The sequence below is a fragment of the Salmonella sp. NW1250 genome, from assembly GCF_051812965.1.
In the GTDB taxonomy this organism is placed as follows: domain Bacteria; phylum Pseudomonadota; class Gammaproteobacteria; order Enterobacterales; family Enterobacteriaceae; genus Salmonella; species Salmonella enterica.
In genome coordinates this window covers 217,242-234,319 of the sequence record NZ_JAMNDD010000007.1, presented here as the reverse complement: position 1 = coordinate 234,319, position 17,078 = coordinate 217,242, and the positions used below count along the sequence as shown (strand labels likewise).

15 protein-coding genes are annotated in these 17,078 nt (G+C 48.3%); 11 read left to right on the top strand and 4 right to left on the bottom strand.

Annotation, left to right across the window (positions count from 1 at the left end; translation table 11 throughout):
* Positions 1-148: 148 nt before the first annotated feature.
* Positions 149-1,132 (bottom strand): quinone oxidoreductase, encoded by a 984-nt coding sequence (locus tag NBA72_RS14445; RefSeq protein WP_000235550.1) that lies wholly within the window; start codon positions 1,130-1,132, stop codon positions 149-151.
* A gap of 64 nt (positions 1,133-1,196) precedes the next feature.
* Between NBA72_RS14445 and dnaB the strand changes: the two genes are divergently transcribed.
* The 6 genes from dnaB (at position 1,197) to NBA72_RS14415 (ending at position 6,906) form a co-directional block, all read left to right on the top strand.
* Complete coding sequence (gene dnaB / locus NBA72_RS14440; protein WP_042949357.1) at positions 1,197-2,612, top strand: replicative DNA helicase; 1,416 nt, start codon at positions 1,197-1,199, stop codon at positions 2,610-2,612.
* Positions 2,613-2,643: 31 nt separating this feature from the next.
* Entirely contained in the window at positions 2,644-3,723 is a 1,080-nt protein-coding gene (gene alr / locus NBA72_RS14435; RefSeq protein WP_001147297.1) for an alanine racemase, read from the top strand.
* A gap of 185 nt (positions 3,724-3,908) precedes the next feature.
* Positions 3,909-5,102, top strand: a complete 1,194-nt coding sequence (gene tyrB, locus NBA72_RS14430) for an aromatic amino acid transaminase (RefSeq protein ID WP_000486909.1) — start codon at positions 3,909-3,911, stop codon at positions 5,100-5,102.
* Positions 5,103-5,288: 186 nt separating this feature from the next.
* Positions 5,289-6,002: an acid phosphatase AphA gene (gene aphA / locus NBA72_RS14425; protein ID WP_000724435.1), complete on the top strand. Its 714-nt coding sequence runs from the start codon at positions 5,289-5,291 to the stop codon at positions 6,000-6,002.
* A gap of 128 nt (positions 6,003-6,130) precedes the next feature.
* Positions 6,131-6,547, top strand: coding sequence for a secondary thiamine-phosphate synthase enzyme YjbQ (locus NBA72_RS14420; protein ID WP_000270392.1), 417 nt, complete (start codon positions 6,131-6,133; stop codon positions 6,545-6,547).
* A gap of 2 nt (positions 6,548-6,549) precedes the next feature.
* Positions 6,550-6,906: an MmcQ/YjbR family DNA-binding protein gene (locus tag NBA72_RS14415; RefSeq protein ID WP_000155665.1), complete on the top strand. Its 357-nt coding sequence runs from the start codon at positions 6,550-6,552 to the stop codon at positions 6,904-6,906.
* On the opposite strand, the gene NBA72_RS14410 is transcribed toward NBA72_RS14415, so the two are convergent.
* From NBA72_RS14410 to uvrA, 3 genes are all read right to left on the bottom strand, one after another.
* Complete coding sequence (locus NBA72_RS14410) at positions 6,907-7,245, bottom strand: hypothetical protein (RefSeq protein ID WP_000146589.1); 339 nt, start codon at positions 7,243-7,245, stop codon at positions 6,907-6,909.
* The gene (locus NBA72_RS14405) at positions 7,232-7,687 is read right to left on the bottom strand and encodes a hypothetical protein (RefSeq protein WP_077917571.1); all 456 of its coding nucleotides are present in this window, start codon (positions 7,685-7,687) and stop codon (positions 7,232-7,234) included. The genes NBA72_RS14410 and NBA72_RS14405 overlap by 14 nt, the downstream gene beginning before the upstream one ends.
* Before the next feature lie 131 nt (positions 7,688-7,818).
* Positions 7,819-10,644, bottom strand: coding sequence for an excinuclease ABC subunit UvrA (gene uvrA, locus NBA72_RS14400; RefSeq protein WP_042949349.1), 2,826 nt, complete (start codon positions 10,642-10,644; stop codon positions 7,819-7,821).
* A gap of 247 nt (positions 10,645-10,891) precedes the next feature.
* On the opposite strand from uvrA, the gene ssb1 reads away from it, so the two are divergent.
* The 5 genes from ssb1 to siiD all read left to right on the top strand — a co-directional run bounded on the left by ssb1 (position 10,892) and on the right by siiD (position 17,063).
* A complete protein-coding gene (ssb1, locus tag NBA72_RS14395) occupies positions 10,892-11,422 on the top strand; it encodes a single-stranded DNA-binding protein SSB1 (RefSeq protein WP_000168322.1) in 531 nt (176 codons plus the stop codon).
* 1,040 nt (positions 11,423-12,462) lie between these two features.
* Positions 12,463-13,095, top strand: coding sequence for an SPI-4 type I secretion system auxiliary protein SiiA (gene siiA / locus NBA72_RS14390; RefSeq protein WP_042949346.1), 633 nt, complete (start codon positions 12,463-12,465; stop codon positions 13,093-13,095).
* Complete coding sequence (locus NBA72_RS14385) at positions 13,092-14,480, top strand: MotA/TolQ/ExbB proton channel family protein (protein WP_023195271.1); 1,389 nt, start codon at positions 13,092-13,094, stop codon at positions 14,478-14,480. The genes siiA and NBA72_RS14385 overlap by 4 nt, the downstream gene beginning before the upstream one ends.
* Positions 14,470-15,789, top strand: coding sequence for an SPI-4 type I secretion system protein SiiC (siiC, locus tag NBA72_RS14380; RefSeq protein WP_052324022.1), 1,320 nt, complete (start codon positions 14,470-14,472; stop codon positions 15,787-15,789). The genes NBA72_RS14385 and siiC overlap by 11 nt, the downstream gene beginning before the upstream one ends.
* Positions 15,786-17,063, top strand: coding sequence for an SPI-4 type I secretion system protein SiiD (siiD, locus tag NBA72_RS14375; protein ID WP_001081935.1), 1,278 nt, complete (start codon positions 15,786-15,788; stop codon positions 17,061-17,063). Before siiC ends, siiD begins: the two co-directional genes overlap by 4 nt.
* Positions 17,064-17,078: the final 15 nt, after the last annotated feature.

Below are 17,078 nucleotides of genomic sequence, written 5' to 3'. Positions count from 1 at the left end.
GAACTTTGCCCTCACAGGCAAATAGGAATCGATTATTAAATCTGTCATGATTGCGCAGGTAACGAATTCATCGCGCTGTACCCTACATACAGCCGAACAAAAAAAGAAAGGGCTTCCCGGGTGGAAGCCCAATTTCTTTGCAGAGCTATTACGGAATCAGCAGGCTTGAGCCCTGTGTGGCCCGGCTTTCCAGCACTTCATGCGCGCGACGGGCATCTTTTAACGCATAGCGTTGATTTTCAGCCACATCGACTTTAATCACGCCGCTGGCGATCAATGAGAACAATTCATTGCTGGCTTCGGTCAGTTCTTCACGCGTCGTAATATACCCCTGTAGTGAAGGTCGCGTGGCATACAGGGAACCTTTCTGATTCAGAATACCTAAATTCACGCCGGTGACGGGGCCGGACGCATTGCCGAAACTGACCATCAGTCCCCGACGTTGCAGGCAGTCCAGTGAGGCCTCCCAGGTATCTTTCCCCACGGAGTCATAGACCACGCGGACTTTTTTGCCGCCGGTGATCTCTTTTACCCGTTCGACAATACTCTCCTCACGGTAATTAATTACCTGCCAGGCACCGGCGTCCAGCGCCCGCTGCGCTTTTTGCGCGCTACCGACGGTACCGATAAGCTTCGCGCCCAGCGCTTTCGCCCACTGGCAGGCGATCAGACCGACGCCGCCCGCAGCGGCATGAAACAGGAAGGGTTCGTCGGGTTTCACTTCATAGGTTTTGCGCAACAGGTAAAAAACGGTCAACCCCTTGAGAAAAGAGGCTGCCGCCTGTTCGAAGGAAATGGCGTCAGGTAAAATCGCGGCTTTATCTGCGGGGACGTTATGGACGGAACTGTAAGCGCCGAGCGTTGACTGCGCGTAGACGACGCGATCGCCCACGCGAATGTGCTCCACGCCGTTGCCGACTTTACTGACCACACCCGCAGCTTCGGTTCCCAGGCCCGCAGGCAACGACGGGGGCGGATAGAGTCCGCTACGGATATAGGTGTCGATGAAGTTGATACCAATGGCTTTGTTCTCAACCTGGATTTCGTGTTCCGCCGGTTCCGCTGGCGTAAACTCCACGGTCTGAAGCACTTCCGGACCACCATGCTTGTGAAATTCAATACGCGTTGCCATGCTTCCTCCAAAAGAAATGTGGTAATCTTTCGACCCAATCACTATCTCGGTAACTCCATTCACTATGGCAGGAAATAAACCCTTCAACAAACCACAGACTGATGCCCGCGACCGCGATCCGCAGGTTGCCGGGATAAAAGTGCCGCCGCACTCGATTGAAGCGGAACAGTCGGTGTTGGGCGGTTTAATGCTGGATAACGAGCGCTGGGACGATGTGGCCGAGCGCGTGGTGGCGGAAGATTTCTATACCCGCCCGCATCGCCATATCTTTACAGAGATGGGGCGCTTGCAGGAAAGCGGCAGTCCTATCGACCTGATTACGCTCGCGGAATCGCTGGAGCGGCAGGGCCAACTGGACAGCGTCGGCGGTTTCGCCTATCTGGCGGAGTTGTCTAAAAACACGCCAAGCGCGGCGAACATCAGTGCTTATGCGGACATTGTGCGCGAACGCGCCGTGGTCCGCGATATGATCGCGGCGGCGCATGAAATTGCGGACGCCGGTTACGATCCACAGGGGCGCAATAGCGACGAACTGCTGGATCTGGCGGAGTCGCGCGTCTTCCAGATCGCGGAAAACCGGGCCAACAAAGACGAAGGTCCGAAAAGCATCGACCAGATTCTTGACGCCACCGTGGCGCGTATTGAGCAGTTGTTCCAGCAACCGCACGATGGCGTTACAGGCGTGGATACCGGCTATCAGGATCTCAATAAAAAGACGGCAGGGTTACAGCGTTCGGATTTGATTATCGTCGCGGCGCGCCCCTCCATGGGTAAAACCACTTTTGCGATGAACCTCTGCGAAAATGCGGCGATGTTGCAGGATAAACCGGTACTGATCTTCAGCCTGGAGATGCCCGGCGAACAGATCATGATGCGTATGCTGGCCTCGCTGTCCCGCGTCGATCAGACACGTATTCGTACCGGTCAACTTGATGATGAAGACTGGGCGCGAATCTCCGGCACGATGGGCATTCTGCTGGAGAAACGCAATATGTATATTGACGACTCCTCAGGTCTTACGCCGACAGAAGTCCGTTCGCGCGCGCGGCGTATTTTCCGCGAACATGGCGGGTTAAGTCTGATTATGATCGACTACCTGCAATTGATGCGTGTGCCGTCGCTTTCTGATAACCGTACTCTGGAAATCGCCGAAATTTCTCGCTCGTTGAAAGCGCTGGCGAAGGAACTCCAGGTGCCGGTCGTGGCGCTATCGCAGCTTAACCGCTCCCTGGAACAACGCGCGGATAAACGTCCGGTGAACTCCGACCTGCGTGAATCCGGCTCTATTGAACAGGATGCCGACTTAATTATGTTTATCTACCGTGATGAGGTTTATCACGAGAACAGCGACTTAAAAGGCATTGCTGAAATTATTATTGGTAAGCAACGTAACGGTCCTATCGGTACGGTTCGTCTGACGTTCAATGGTCAGTGGTCGCGCTTCGATAACTATGCGGGACCGCAATACGATGATGAGTAACTCTCCGTCATTCTTTTAACAAGGAATTCAAATGCAAGCGGCAACAGTCGTCATTAACCGCCGCGCTCTGCGACACAACCTGCAACGTCTGCGTGAACTGGCGCCTGCCAGTAAGCTGGTTGCGGTGGTGAAAGCGAACGCTTATGGACACGGTCTTCTGGAGACCGCGCGAACGCTCCCTGATGCTGACGCTTTTGGCGTGGCGCGTCTTGAAGAGGCTCTACGTCTGCGAGCGGGCGGGATCACGCAGCCTATCCTGCTGCTGGAGGGTTTTTTCGACGCCGCCGATCTGCCGACCATTTCCGCGCAATGTCTGCATACCGCCGTACATAATCAAGAGCAGCTTGCCGCCCTGGAGGCGGTGGAGCTGGCGGAGCCGGTAACGGTCTGGATGAAACTGGATACCGGTATGCATCGTCTCGGCGTGCGTCCCGAAGAGGCGGAGGCGTTCTACCAGCGTCTGACGCACTGTAAAAATGTACGCCAGCCGGTGAATATCGTCAGCCATTTTGCCCGTGCGGATGAGCCGGAATGCGGCGCTACCGAACATCAGCTCGACATTTTTAATGCCTTCTGTCAGGGTAAACCCGGTCAGCGCTCTATTGCCGCGTCTGGCGGTATCCTGCTGTGGCCGCAGTCTCACTTTGACTGGGCGCGTCCGGGCATCATTTTGTATGGCGTATCGCCGCTGGAGCACAAACCCTGGGGGCCGGATTTTGGTTTTCAGCCGGTGATGTCCTTAACCTCCAGTTTGATCGCGGTGCGTGACCACAAAGCGGGCGAACCGGTGGGCTACGGCGGGACATGGGTGAGTGAGCGCGACACGCGCCTGGGCGTGGTGGCGATGGGGTATGGCGATGGCTACCCACGAGCGGCGCCTTCCGGTACGCCAGTACTGGTCAATGGTCGTGAAGTCCCGATTGTCGGGCGGGTGGCGATGGATATGATTTGCGTGGATTTGGGGCCAAACGCGCAGGATAACGCGGGCGATCCGGTGGTCTTATGGGGTGAAGGTCTGCCGGTTGAACGTATCGCTGAAATGACAAAAGTAAGTGCTTACGAACTTATCACGCGCCTGACCTCAAGGGTGGCGATGAAGTATATTGATTAAATACGCGGCGGGCCGGGTGGCGCTTGCGCTTATCCGGCTTGTATCGCGCATTGGCTGTAGGCCGGATAAGACGTTCACGCCGTCATCCGGTAATATGCGCATCCACCACAACATCCTCTCGATCTTCTCGTCCTTCCGGTTTATTGTGTTATTTCCTACCCTCTGTAAACCTGGAGAACCATCGCGTGTTTCAAAAAGTTGACGCCTATGCCGGCGATCCGATTCTTTCACTGATGGAGCGTTTTAAGGACGACTCCCGTCACGACAAAGTGAATCTGAGCATTGGCCTGTATTACAACGAAGACGGGATTATCCCACAGCTTAAAACGGTGGCCGAAGCCGAAGCCCGGCTTAACGCGCAGCCGCATGGCGCTTCGCTGTACCTGCCGATGGAAGGACTCAATACTTATCGCCATACTATCGCGCCTTTGCTCTTTGGCGCCGATCACCCGGTTCTTCAGCAACAGCGCGTGGCCACTATCCAGACATTAGGCGGCTCCGGCGCGCTGAAAGTAGGCGCGGATTTCCTTAAGCGTTATTTCCCCGACGCAGGCGTATGGGTGAGCGACCCCACCTGGGAAAACCATATTGCGATATTTGCCGGGGCAGGATTCGAAGTGAGTACTTACCCTTGGTATGACGACGCGACTAACGGCATCCGTTTTAACGATCTGCTGGCCACGCTGAATACGTTACCTGCGCGCAGTATCGTGCTGCTGCACCCCTGTTGTCACAACCCGACCGGGGCGGATTTAACGCCTTCGCAATGGGATGCGGTGATTGAAATAGTGAAAGCGCGCGATCTGATTCCGTTCCTTGATATTGCCTATCAGGGGTTTGGCGCAGGCATGGACGAGGATGCTTACGCTATTCGCGCCATTGCCAGCGCCGGGTTACCTGCGTTAGTCAGTAATTCTTTTTCGAAGATTTTCTCGCTGTACGGCGAGCGCGTCGGCGGCCTGTCCGTGGTGTGTGAAGATGCTGAAATTGCCGCGCGGGTTCTGGGACAGCTAAAAGCGACGGTGCGCCGAATTTACTCCAGTCCGCCGTGTTTCGGCGCTCAGGTGGTCGCTACGGTCCTGGGCGATGAGGCGTTAAAAGCGGGCTGGCTGGCGGAAGTCGACGCGATGCGTAACCGCATTATATCGATGCGCCAGACGCTGGTGAAGGAGCTGAAGGCGGAGATGCCTGACCGCAACTTTGATTACTTGTTACAGCAGCGCGGTATGTTCAGCTATACCGGGTTAAGCGAGGAGCAGGTCGATCGGTTGCGCGATGAGTTTGGCGTTTACCTGATTGCCAGTGGCCGCATGTGTGTCGCCGGGCTTAATGCTTCAAATGTACACCGCGTGGCGAAGGCATTTGCCGCTGTCATGTAATATTCAGGCCGGACGGCGATAACAGTGCCCTCCGGTCTGACAATAGCTGTTGTGATCATCCTCTTTTTTCGTAACAAAACCGCAGATAATCCTTCCTTTTGACCGTTACTGGCGTTATGGTCAGATAGTTTTTTGAGCAAAGACTCATCTTAATAATTATAATATTTTGAATTTTAAGGGAAAAGCATGAAAAAAATAACCCTGGCGCTGAGTGCCGTCTGTTTGTTGTTTACGCTAAACCATTCCGCGAATGCGTTAGTATCTTCCCCTTCGACGCTCAATCCGGGCACTAATGTTGCAAAACTCGCGGAACAAGCGCCTGTCCATTGGGTCTCTGTCGCCCAGATTGAAAACAGCCTCACCGGACGCCCGCCGATGGCGGTCGGCTTTGATATTGACGACACCGTGTTATTTTCCAGCCCCGGATTCTGGCGCGGAAAGAAAACCTATTCCCCGGACAGCGACGATTATCTGAAAAATCCGGCCTTTTGGGAAAAAATGAACAACGGCTGGGATGAGTTCAGTATTCCAAAAGAAGTGGCCCGACAGCTCATTGATATGCATGTTCGCCGTGGCGACAGTATTTACTTTGTCACTGGTCGTAGTCAGACGAAAACGGAAACCGTGTCGAAAACGCTGGCGGATAACTTCCATATTCCGGCGGCGAATATGAATCCGGTGATTTTCGCCGGCGATAAACCGGAACAAAATACGAAAGTACAGTGGCTGCAGGAGAAGAACATGCGTATCTTCTACGGCGATTCGGATAACGATATTACCGCGGCTCGTGATTGTGGTATCCGCGGTATTCGCATCCTGCGCGCGGCTAACTCCACCTACAAACCGCTGCCGCAGGCAGGAGCGTTTGGCGAGGAAGTCATTGTCAACTCGGAGTACTAAAAATCAGGAGAGCGTCAGGCTCTCCTTTTTTGCATGATTTTTGCACAAACTTGCCCCGCTGGCTTTTACCTTTTCCAGACTTGCTGCACACTATTCAGGAGACGTTTGTTTTTAGGAAGGAGCAGCCTATGTGGTATCAGCGCACCATTACACTGAGCGAGAAGCCGCGCGGGTTTCATCTGATAACAGATGAAATTATCGATAAATTGTCTGGCTTACCGCCTGTCGAAACGGGTTTGCTGCATCTGTTGTTGCTACACACCTCGGCCTCGCTGACGTTAAACGAAAACTGCGATCCCACCGTGCGCGCTGATATGGAGCGCCATTTCCTGAAAACCGTTCCCGATAATGCGGCGTATGAACATGATTACGAAGGGGCGGATGACATGCCTTCGCATATTAAGTCGTCAGTATTGGGCGTCTCGTTGCTGCTGCCTGTACGCCAGGGGCGTTTACAGTTAGGAACATGGCAAGGTATCTGGTTGGGAGAGCACCGTATTCACGGCGGTCCACGTAAAATCATCGCGACACTACAAGGGGAATGATAATGACCATTTCGGAATTACTGCAATACTGCATGGCAAAACCTGGCGCAGAGCAGAGCGTCCACAGCGACTGGAAAGCGACGCAAATTAAAGTGGAAGATGTACTTTTCGCGATGGTAAAAGAAGTTGAAGGACGCCCGGCAGCCTCTCTCAAAACCAGCCCGGAACTGGCAGAGTTGTTACGTCAGCAGCACAGCGATGTACGACCGAGTCGGCACCTTAATAAAGCGCACTGGAGCACGGTCTATCTGGACGGATCGCTGCCGGATTCACAACTCTATTATCTGGTCGATGCCTCTTATCAACAGGCGGTAAATGCGCTGCCGGAAGATAAACGCAAGCAGTTGCCGCAGTCCTGATTATAGCGTGCCGACCAACAACGCCAGGGCGATATCAATGAGGCGGATGACCGTAGACCGGATACGGCTGCCGAGGGCGATTTGCGCATTATTGGCGCGTAGCCTGGCGAGGTCCCGCTGTCCTTCCAGCAGAATAATCATATCGTCGTCGTCCAGCCAGCCGCGAGCATGTTCCTGAAGCGCGCGGGCGATAAACGCGGCGGACTCGCGGATACCGTCGTCGCTGTCTTCTCTTGCCTGCTTATACGTCTGGATAAACTCGGCCATCGTCGAGGAGGCTACAGGGTGTTCGGCCCGGGCGGTGGTCATCAGGTTATGTATTTCGTTAATAGACGCCATTTTCATCTCCCTGAGTGCAGCGGGCGCCCCAATGCAGACACTCGCCCTGTATGGCTAATTTCCAGACCTGATTATTTTGCTGTTGGTATCTCTCAGCCTGGATGTAAGTAAGTGGTTGCTTACGTTGCATAACCCGCGCATAAAGACGCAAATAGTGATTTTTCAGCAGCGCCAGATTATCGAGTCGGTGTTTATCCCCACCTTGACGGGCGACCCGCTCAGCCTGAAAAAATGTCTGGCGGATATCGCGGTCATCCTTGAGCAGTGTCTCTTTTTGCCACGGTATTCGCGCCGCGTCCTGCAGGAAGCGGGTTGAGCGCGCTTGTAATAGCGTCAGTTGTTGAAAAGCCACGGCGCTAAAGCGGTCAGGCAGCGTACAGGCGGATAAAAACAGGCACAGCAGTAGTGTGATTGCGTAGGGCAACTTCATGGTGTTTTCCATAACAGACCGTTTGCGCTATCACATGTCAGAGCGAGGCGGCACGCAAATCACAAATGCTCAACACGGATACAATGAGGTGGGATGAGGAAAAATGATGCCGCTTCCCGGCGAATCGGAAAGCGGCGTGAAGGTTATTTGAGCATAGGTTTAAGGAAGCGGGCGGTATGCGACGCCTCGCACTCCGCCACGGTTTCCGGCGTACCGGAGACGAGAATTTCGCCGCCGCCGCTGCCGCCTTCCGGGCCGAGATCGACAATCCAGTCCGCCGTTTTAATGACGTCCAGGTTGTGTTCGATCACCACGATGGTGTTGCCCTGATCGCGCAACTGATGCAGAACGTCAAGCAACTGCTGAATATCGGCAAAGTGCAGGCCGGTGGTCGGCTCGTCGAGAATATACAGCGTCTGCCCGGTGCCGCGCTTCGACAGTTCGCGCGCCAGCTTCACGCGCTGGGCCTCGCCGCCGGAAAGCGTCGTCGCCGACTGACCAAGACGGATATAGGTCAGCCCCACGTCCATCAGCGTCTGCAGCTTACGCGCCAGCGCCGGAACCGCATCAAAGAACTCACGCGCTTCTTCAATGGTCATATCCAGCACTTCGTGGATGGTCTTGCCTTTGTACTTAATCTCCAGCGTTTCCCGGTTATAGCGCTTGCCTTTGCACTGGTCGCACGGCACGTAAATATCCGGCAGAAAGTGCATTTCGACTTTAATGACGCCATCGCCCTGGCACGCTTCGCAGCGACCGCCGCGCACGTTGAAGCTGAATCGCCCTGGCGTGTAGCCGCGCGAGCGAGACTCCGGCACGCCAGCAAAAAGCTCGCGAACCGGGGTAAAGACGCCCGTATAGGTCGCCGGGTTGGAACGCGGGGTGCGCCCGATCGGGCTCTGGTCGATATCAATCACTTTATCGAAATGTTCCAGCCCTTGAATATCCCGATACGGCGCCGGTTCGGCGATAGTGGCCCCGTTTAACTGACGCTGGGCGATGGGGAACAGCGTGTCGTTAATCAGCGTCGATTTACCGGAACCCGAGACGCCGGTGATACAGGTAAACAGCCCTACCGGTAGCGTAAGGGTCACATCTTTCAGGTTGTTGCCGCGCGCGCCGGTGAGTTTGAGCACTTTTTCTGGATTTGCCGGCACGCGTTGTTTCGGCACTTCAATTTTGCGTTTACCGCTCATGTACTGGCCGGTCAGTGATTCCGGTACCGCCATAATGGCTTCCAGCGGGCCTTCCGCCACCACCTCGCCGCCGTGAACGCCCGCGCCGGGGCCAATATCAATCACATGGTCGGCGGCGCGGATGGCGTCTTCATCGTGTTCCACCACAATCACGGTATTGCCAAGATTGCGCAGATGAATCAGCGTACCCAGCAGCCGTTCGTTATCGCGCTGGTGCAGACCGATGGACGGCTCATCCAGCACATACATCACGCCGACTAACCCGGCGCCTATCTGGCTCGCCAGACGAATACGCTGGGCTTCGCCGCCGGAAAGCGTCTCTGCCGAGCGGGAGAGCGTGAGATAGTTCAGGCCGACGTTCACCAGAAACTTGAGGCGATCGCCGATCTCTTTTAGCACTTTTTCGGCGATTTTCGCTCGTTGCCCGGAAAGCTTGAGATTAGTGAAAAAATCCATCGCATGGCCAATGCTCATATCGGAAATAGCAGGCAGCGGCGTATTTTCCACAAATACATGGCGCGCTTCGCGATTCAGTCGCGTTCCTTCACAGCTGGCGCAGGGGCGATTACTGATGAATTTCGCTAGCTCTTCGCGCACCGCGCTGGATTCCGTCTCTTTATAACGGCGCTCCATATTATGCAGCACGCCTTCGAACGGATGGCGGCGCACGGAAGTATCGCCGCGATCGTTCATATATTTAAATTCAATGTTCTCTTTGCCGGAACCGTACAGCACGACTTTATGTACGTTGGCGCTGAGGCTTGCCCACGGCGCATCCACGTCGAACTTATAGTGTTCCGCCAGCGACTTGAGCATTTGAAAGTAGTAAAAATTGCGACGATCCCAACCACGAATCGCGCCGCCTGCCAGCGACAGGTCGGGATTCTGGATCACGCGGTCCGGATCGAAATATTGCTGAACGCCGAGCCCGTCACAGGTCGGGCAGGCGCCTGCCGGGTTGTTGAACGAGAACAAACGCGGTTCCAGCTCGCGCATACTGTAGCCGCAAATCGGGCAGGCAAAATTGGCGGAGAACAGAAGCTCCTCCGCTTTCTCATCGTCCATATCGGCAACAACCGCCGTGCCGCCGGATAATTCCAGCGCCGTTTCGAACGACTCCGCCAGGCGTTGGGAAAGATCGTTACGAACTTTGAAGCGATCGATCACCACCTCAATGGTATGTTTCTTTTGCAGCTCCAGCTTCGGCGGATCGGAGAGATCGCAGACTTCGCCGTCAATACGGGCGCGAATGTAACCCTGGCTTGCCAGATTTTCCAGCGTTTTGGTGTGTTCGCCTTTACGCTCTTTAATAATCGGCGCCAGCAGCATCAGACGTTTGCTTTCCGGCTGCGACAGCACGTTATCGACCATCTGGCTAACGGTTTGCGCCGCCAGCGGCACGTCATGATCTGGACAACGCGGCTCGCCCACGCGGGCAAACAGCAGGCGCAGGTAGTCGTGGATCTCGGTAATAGTACCCACCGTAGAGCGCGGGTTGTGCGATGTCGATTTTTGTTCAATTGAGATCGCGGGCGATAGCCCCTCAATATGGTCGACATCCGGTTTTTCCATGAGCGACAAAAACTGCCGCGCGTAAGCGGAGAGCGATTCAACGTAACGACGCTGCCCTTCGGCATACAGAGTGTCGAAAGCCAGTGAGGATTTGCCTGAACCCGAAAGCCCGGTCACGACAATCAGTTTGTCGCGGGGGATGACGAGGTTAATATTTTTGAGATTATGGGTGCGGGCGCCCCGAACTTCGATCTTATCCATTCACCTTTCCCGGTAGAGACTCGGATGCCTGGTTTGTTTGAAGGACAAACGGCAGAAACGGCTAATTATGACACAATTTAACCTGTTTGAATATACAGTATTGGAATGCATCTTCAGCTAAAGTATGCAACAATATGAGGTTCGCGCGAGTGACCTGGAACCTGCATCGCAGCTATTAAAATGCTACGTGGAAATGGTACACTCACGCGTTTACACTATTTATGAAACGTATTCAGGAGACTCAATTATGGCCAGCAGAGGCGTAAACAAGGTGATTCTCGTTGGTAATCTGGGCCAGGACCCGGAAGTACGCTATATGCCGAGTGGCGGCGCTGTCGCCAACTTAACGCTGGCTACTTCTGAATCCTGGCGCGATAAGCAGACCGGCGAAATGAAAGAGCAGACTGAATGGCACCGGGTGGTGATGTTCGGCAAACTGGCGGAAGTGGCCGGCGAATATCTGCGTAAAGGTTCTCAGGTGTATATCGAAGGTCAATTGCGTACTCGCAAGTGGACCGATCAGAGTGGCCAGGAACGCTATACGACTGAAATTAACGTTCCGCAGATCGGCGGCGTGATGCAGATGCTGGGTGGTCGCCAGGGCGGCGGCGCACCGGCAGGCGGTCAGCAGCAGGGGGGTTGGGGTCAACCGCAACAACCTCAGCAGCCGCAGGGCGGCAACCAGTTCAGCGGCGGCGCGCAGTCACGTCCACAGCAATCCGCGCCAGCGCCGTCTAACGAACCGCCAATGGATTTTGACGACGACATTCCGTTCTGATTTTTGGTAAAAAAGTCAAAGCGTTATTTGCATTTTCGCTATAGCTCTCGTCTGCTGAAATGCCTGGTGTAAACCAGGCATTTTCTTACCTGGTATTATTGTCTTTGTATCCCTTTCAAAAAAGAGAAGCGCATATCTTACGGAAAAATGTCGCTTATCGCCTCTGGCCGACTCGCCTCGGCACATCATTATCCAGCCGAAGTTCATAAATGTACTGCAATAACCCGGATTGTCTTAAATATGAAAGAGAAATCTCATCTGCAAAATATATAATTTATAGCCATTTTTTGACAACAAAAAGATATTATAAAATAACGGTAGAGAAGGGTCGGTATTATCAATAGTTAATTAAATGTTTGCTTTAGCTTGTGATGAGCTCAAATATGATATGTGTATCTTGCTTTATTTTTAATTGCTGAAGATAAAATTGTTACTTATAGCTGGCTTTATATAAAAAATGGTTTTATTTATGTATTTTTTTACGCAATTCTGATTTTTTACTCCCCACTTATTATATTTTTAATAATTTAAGTTATATTGAAGTCCCTATGGCCCTATGTTTTAATTGTGAAAATTCATTTTATCCTCTGGAGGCAAATTTATTAAATACGTATGGTTATAACGCGTATTAAAAAGAAATATGTCCTTAAAATGATTTAGAGTTTCAATGATTAGCTAACAAATCTATTTATCGGCGGGTGGTTTTAATTTGCTGATGACTATTTTTTATTTATGAGCTGAGAGCTTATGCGATACCTATTATTGGGGAAAATATAGTTAGTGCAATAATTGATGAGTACCTAATTAAAAAAATGAAGAGTGTTTTTAATTAAAGCACTCATCTTTGTTGTGGGCGCATAAAAATGGCGTCGTTGTTTTTATTTTTCTGATTACGAGATGTAAGAAAACTGAAATCTATAAAGCGTATTGGTAGCAGGAAGCCAAGGGCGGTAGCGTTCACTTTCTGAATAAGTTGAGCATCCTTTATCCTTGCTAATCTACAAAAACATTTTATTCACAATGTAATATCAGGAGACAACATGGAAGACGAAAGTAATCCGTGGCCTAGTTTTGTTGATACATTCTCTACGGTATTGTGCATTTTTATATTTCTTATGTTGGTGTTTGCACTTAATAATATGATTATTATGTATGACAACTCAATTAAAGTTTATAAAGCAAATATAGAGAGTAAGACTAAATCTACTGCTCAAAATAGCGGAGCCAATGACAATTCAAATCCTAATGAAATAGTTAATAAGGAAGTGAATACTCAAGATGTGTCGGACGGGATGACTACAATGTCAGGTAAGGAGGTTGGAGTATACGATATCGCCGATGGTCAGAAAATTGATATAACATCTACAAAAAATGAGCTTGTTATTACGTATCATGGCAGGCTGAGAAGCTTTTCAGAAGAGGATACTCATAAAATAGAGGCTTGGTTAGAAGACAAAACTAATAGTAATTTATTGATAGAAATGGTTATTCCTCAGGCAGACATCTCTTTCTCTGACTCTTTACGACTGGGATATGAACGGGGAATTATTTTAATGAAAGAGATTAAGAAGATATATCCTGATGTAGTTATTGACATGAGTGTTAACTCCGCAGCATCAAGTACAACGAGTAAAGCTATTATCACGACTATTAATAAAAAGGTGTCAGAGTGAAATATATAAATCATTACCGCTATTTGTTTGTCTGTTTTTTCCTTGCCATACTCCCTTTTTTCGCTTTATCTTTTCCCGGTATAAGAGAGTATGTCTTTGATAACTTCATGGTTTCTGCAATTTACAATGGAGTCATTATTGCCATTTATATTACAGGTTCTTTGTGTGCATTATTCACTATTCTTAAAAACATTTCAGCAAAAGACATATTAATAGCTCAGGACGCCAGTAGAAAAAATAGCATTCTTTCTAACCTCAATCAGGTTTTGTTTGCCGGGGAGCCCAAACAGTGTGATTTCAATTTACTGATGGAATTAGATGACAATGTGTCTACCGCCCGTAACCAACGATTGTCATTTATTATGAGCTGTAGCAATGTGTCGACGCTTGTTGGCCTGTTGGGGACGTTTGCGGGTCTGTCTATTACGATTGGTTCAATCGGGAACTTATTGAGCTCGCCATCAGATGTTGGCGGTGATAATGCAAGTAATACACTCAATATGATCGTGACAATGGTAGCGTCGCTTTCTGAACCATTGAAAGGGATGAATACCGCATTTGTATCTTCTATCTATGGTGTTGTTTGCGCCATACTCCTGACCTCACAAAGTGTTTTTGTTCGCAGCTCCTATTCCCTTGTTTCTACGGAAATCAAAAAATTAAAAATCATAAGCAACAGATCCAATAATAAACAACGAAGCCTGCGGGTTGAATCAGAGACGCTTGTAGAATTTAAAGAGTTGTTTAAAGCGTTTTTTGATAACTACCTGACAGTTGAAAACTTACGGGCGCAGGATGAAGAAAAGAAACGAGTGATGCTATCAGATAGCTTTGTCACTTTGCAAAACCGACTATTGGATAACTCAGCAAAACTGGAACAACTTTCTACGCTGATTGATGGTTATCTGGTAAGCAGTAACGAAAATCTCAAAAAATTATCTGACGGTGTAATAACAATTACCTCTCGTTTATCTGAAGGTAATATCCTGCTTGCTGATAATAATGCACGACTGGAGGCAATGAGTACAATACAAAATATTATAGATAAAAAGAATGATTCAATAATGGCATCAGTTGATAAATGTTATCAGGAATCTCTTTCACATGGTAAGACCATAAACGATATTGCCGCTGGCAGTGCCGATATTTCCCATACTCTCGATGGGCTGAGAAAAGAAATGGATGAGGATATGAATAATGTTCATTTAGCGCTATCCGATCTATCGGCTACTGATAAAAAGATTATTACTAATACTAAAGAGATTAGTGCTGAAATGGTTAGCTACCGTGATACCTATATGCCATTAATGGAAAAAATAACATCTATGCATCAGGAAATAGTAAAGCAACGTTTGTTAAACAAGGAGGAAAAAAATGAAGATTAAGATGTTTTTTCTGACGACCGCTTTTATTACACAAAGCACATACGCCAGCGAGCTTCCGGTCATTCCTCTAAGAGATTTAGTTAATGCCGCATTAACGCATCAGCCCTCTGTTGCTGTTTCATATTATGAGACTGAAAAGAAAAACAGTGACTTAGATCTTTCACGGGCAGCACTTTATCCTATCCTGGATCTAACATCTGGCCTTAATAATAACAGAAAGGAGTCGTCAGGTACCGAGAGAAACGTTGAAAATAAGGTGTCCTTATCATACAGAATAACGGATTTTGGAGTGAGGGGGGCTAATATCAGGAAATCTGAATATGAAAGAGATAATAGTAAGACTGACTATGAAAAAACAAAGAATATAGTGTCTCAGGAGGTTGTGACAACCTATTACAACATCAGTAAATATCGTGAAATGATTGATGGCGTAAATCTGGAGAAAGAGTTTTATAAAAAGATGCTGGAAACTTTTTCGCTGCTGGTATCTTCCGGTGTAGCGATGCAATCTGATATGCGTAAAGTACAAGTATCTATCGATGCATTAAATACCAGAAGCATTATGTATCAGTCGATGTTGGATGATGAAATGTATAAAATGCAGAATATGACTGGTCTGAATTTGTCACCAGATCAGATTCAAAGCGATGAAAAATTCAACCTCTTCAAAAAATATATCTTTGTCGAAAGCCCTGAAAAACTTATGGACATGGTGATGAAATACAACGATGACTATAAGATGCTTGTCAATACCCGAAAAGCCGCGACCGAAGATATTAATGCCGCAAAATCATCCTATTTTCCGACTGTAGATCTCGTGTCCAGCTATGTACAGAATAATCCGAGCGGTAGTGCCAAAAAAAGTGATTATGAAGATGAATTTAAAACGGGTATCAATGTCAGTTTCAACATTTTCAATGGGTTCAGAAATTCAGCCCAGGAAAGAAAAATGGTGGCAAGTTACTCGCAGGCTAAGCTGCAAATTGACGATTTTTTGATTAAAACGCGTTATAACATTGATTCACAACTTTCAAGATACGCCGCTGCAAAAGAGACTTACTCAGTGGCGGAACGTTCACATACAAACGCGTTACAGCTTACTGAATTATATGAGCAGGAGTTTCAGTTAGGGCAAAAAAGTTTGCTTGATTTAATTTCAAGCCGTAATGAAGCATTTCAGGCATATGTAAGCATGATCGACAGCAAATATAGCCTGTATATTTTAAAGTTACAGCAACTCTCATTGATTTTTCATTTAATGGATTATTTAAAAGGAAATACTGAAAGTGAGTTAAATGTAATGAAATGAATAGAAGACAAAGCGATCATCTCATGATGATAATTATTTCTTTGACGATCTTAATTATTATCCTTACCTACTTTATAGAAATTAATTCAGTGGTTCATGGTCAGGGCGTTATCACTACTAAAGATAATGCTCAGTTAATATCTCTTTCTAAAGGAGGGACGATACAAGATATTTATGTGGCCGAGGGTGATACTGTAAAAAAAGGAGAACTCCTTGCAAAGGTCGTTAACCTTGATCTGCAAAAAGAATATCAAAGGTATAGAACTCAAAAAGGGTATCTGGATAAAGATGTTAACGAAATATCTTTCATTCTTGATAAAGAAAATGAGAGTGGGTTGATTACCCTGGATGGTACCCGTTCTTTAAGCAATAAAGAGGTAAAAGCGAATATTGAATTAGTGCATAGTCAGATAAGAGCTAAAGAGTTAAAAAAAACCTCTCTTGATTCTGAGATTAGCGGATTACAAGAGAAGCTGAGTTCGAAAGAAAAAGAACTTGCATTGCTTGCCGAAGAAATAAATATTCTTTCTCCACTGGTAAAAAAAGGAATTAGCCCATATACCAATTTTCTTAACAAGAAACAGGCGTATATAAAAGTTAAGTCTGAAATTAATGATATTGAAAGTAGCATCACTTTAAAAAAAGATGATATTGAGCTGGTTGTTAATGATATTGAGGCGCTTAATAATGAATTGCGCTTATCTTTATCTAAAATAATATCTAAAAATCTTCAGGAACTTGAGGTTGTTAACTCTACATTAAAAGTAATAGAGAAGCAGATAAATGAGGAGGATATCTATTCACCGGTTGACGGTGTAATTTATAAAATCAATAAAAGTGCCACTACTCATGGTGGTGTGATTCAGGCGGCAGACTTACTTTTTGAAATAAAACCAAAAGTAAGGACTATGCTGGCCGATGTGAAAATATTACCCAAATACCGTGACCAAATATATGTAGATGAAGCCGTTAAACTGGATGTGCAGTCAATTATCCAACCAAAGATAAAATCGTATAATGCGACTATCGATAATATTAGCCCTGATTCCTATGAGGAAAATACCGGAGGAACAATTCAGCGTTATTATAAAGTAATTATTGCATTCGATGTTAATGAAGATGATTTACGGTGGTTAAAACCAGGTATGACTGTTGACGCCAGTGTAATTACCGGAAAACACAGCATTATGGAATACCTGTTATCTCCCTTGATGAAAGGCGTGGACAAAGCCTTTTCAGAACCAGTTAATACTAAACGATTAGATACACCTTGAGAGTGAATATAATAT

Coding starts and splice junctions, on each gene's coding strand:
- NBA72_RS14445 (WP_000235550.1), bottom strand. CDS start 1,132: ATGGCAACGCGTATTGAATTTCACAAGCATGGTGGTCCGGAAGTGCTT.
- dnaB (WP_042949357.1), top strand. CDS start 1,197: ATGGCAGGAAATAAACCCTTCAACAAACCACAGACTGATGCCCGCGAC.
- alr (WP_001147297.1), top strand. CDS start 2,644: ATGCAAGCGGCAACAGTCGTCATTAACCGCCGCGCTCTGCGACACAAC.
- aphA (WP_000724435.1), top strand. CDS start 5,289: ATGAAAAAAATAACCCTGGCGCTGAGTGCCGTCTGTTTGTTGTTTACG.
- NBA72_RS14420 (WP_000270392.1), top strand. CDS start 6,131: ATGTGGTATCAGCGCACCATTACACTGAGCGAGAAGCCGCGCGGGTTT.
- NBA72_RS14415 (WP_000155665.1), top strand. CDS start 6,550: ATGACCATTTCGGAATTACTGCAATACTGCATGGCAAAACCTGGCGCA.
- NBA72_RS14410 (WP_000146589.1), bottom strand. CDS start 7,245: ATGGCGTCTATTAACGAAATACATAACCTGATGACCACCGCCCGGGCC.
- NBA72_RS14405 (WP_077917571.1), bottom strand. CDS start 7,687: ATGGAAAACACCATGAAGTTGCCCTACGCAATCACACTACTGCTGTGC.
- uvrA (WP_042949349.1), bottom strand. CDS start 10,644: ATGGATAAGATCGAAGTTCGGGGCGCCCGCACCCATAATCTCAAAAAT.
- ssb1 (WP_000168322.1), top strand. CDS start 10,892: ATGGCCAGCAGAGGCGTAAACAAGGTGATTCTCGTTGGTAATCTGGGC.
- siiA (WP_042949346.1), top strand. CDS start 12,463: ATGGAAGACGAAAGTAATCCGTGGCCTAGTTTTGTTGATACATTCTCT.
- siiC (WP_052324022.1), top strand. CDS start 14,470: ATGAAGATTAAGATGTTTTTTCTGACGACCGCTTTTATTACACAAAGC.
- siiD (WP_001081935.1), top strand. CDS start 15,786: ATGAATAGAAGACAAAGCGATCATCTCATGATGATAATTATTTCTTTG.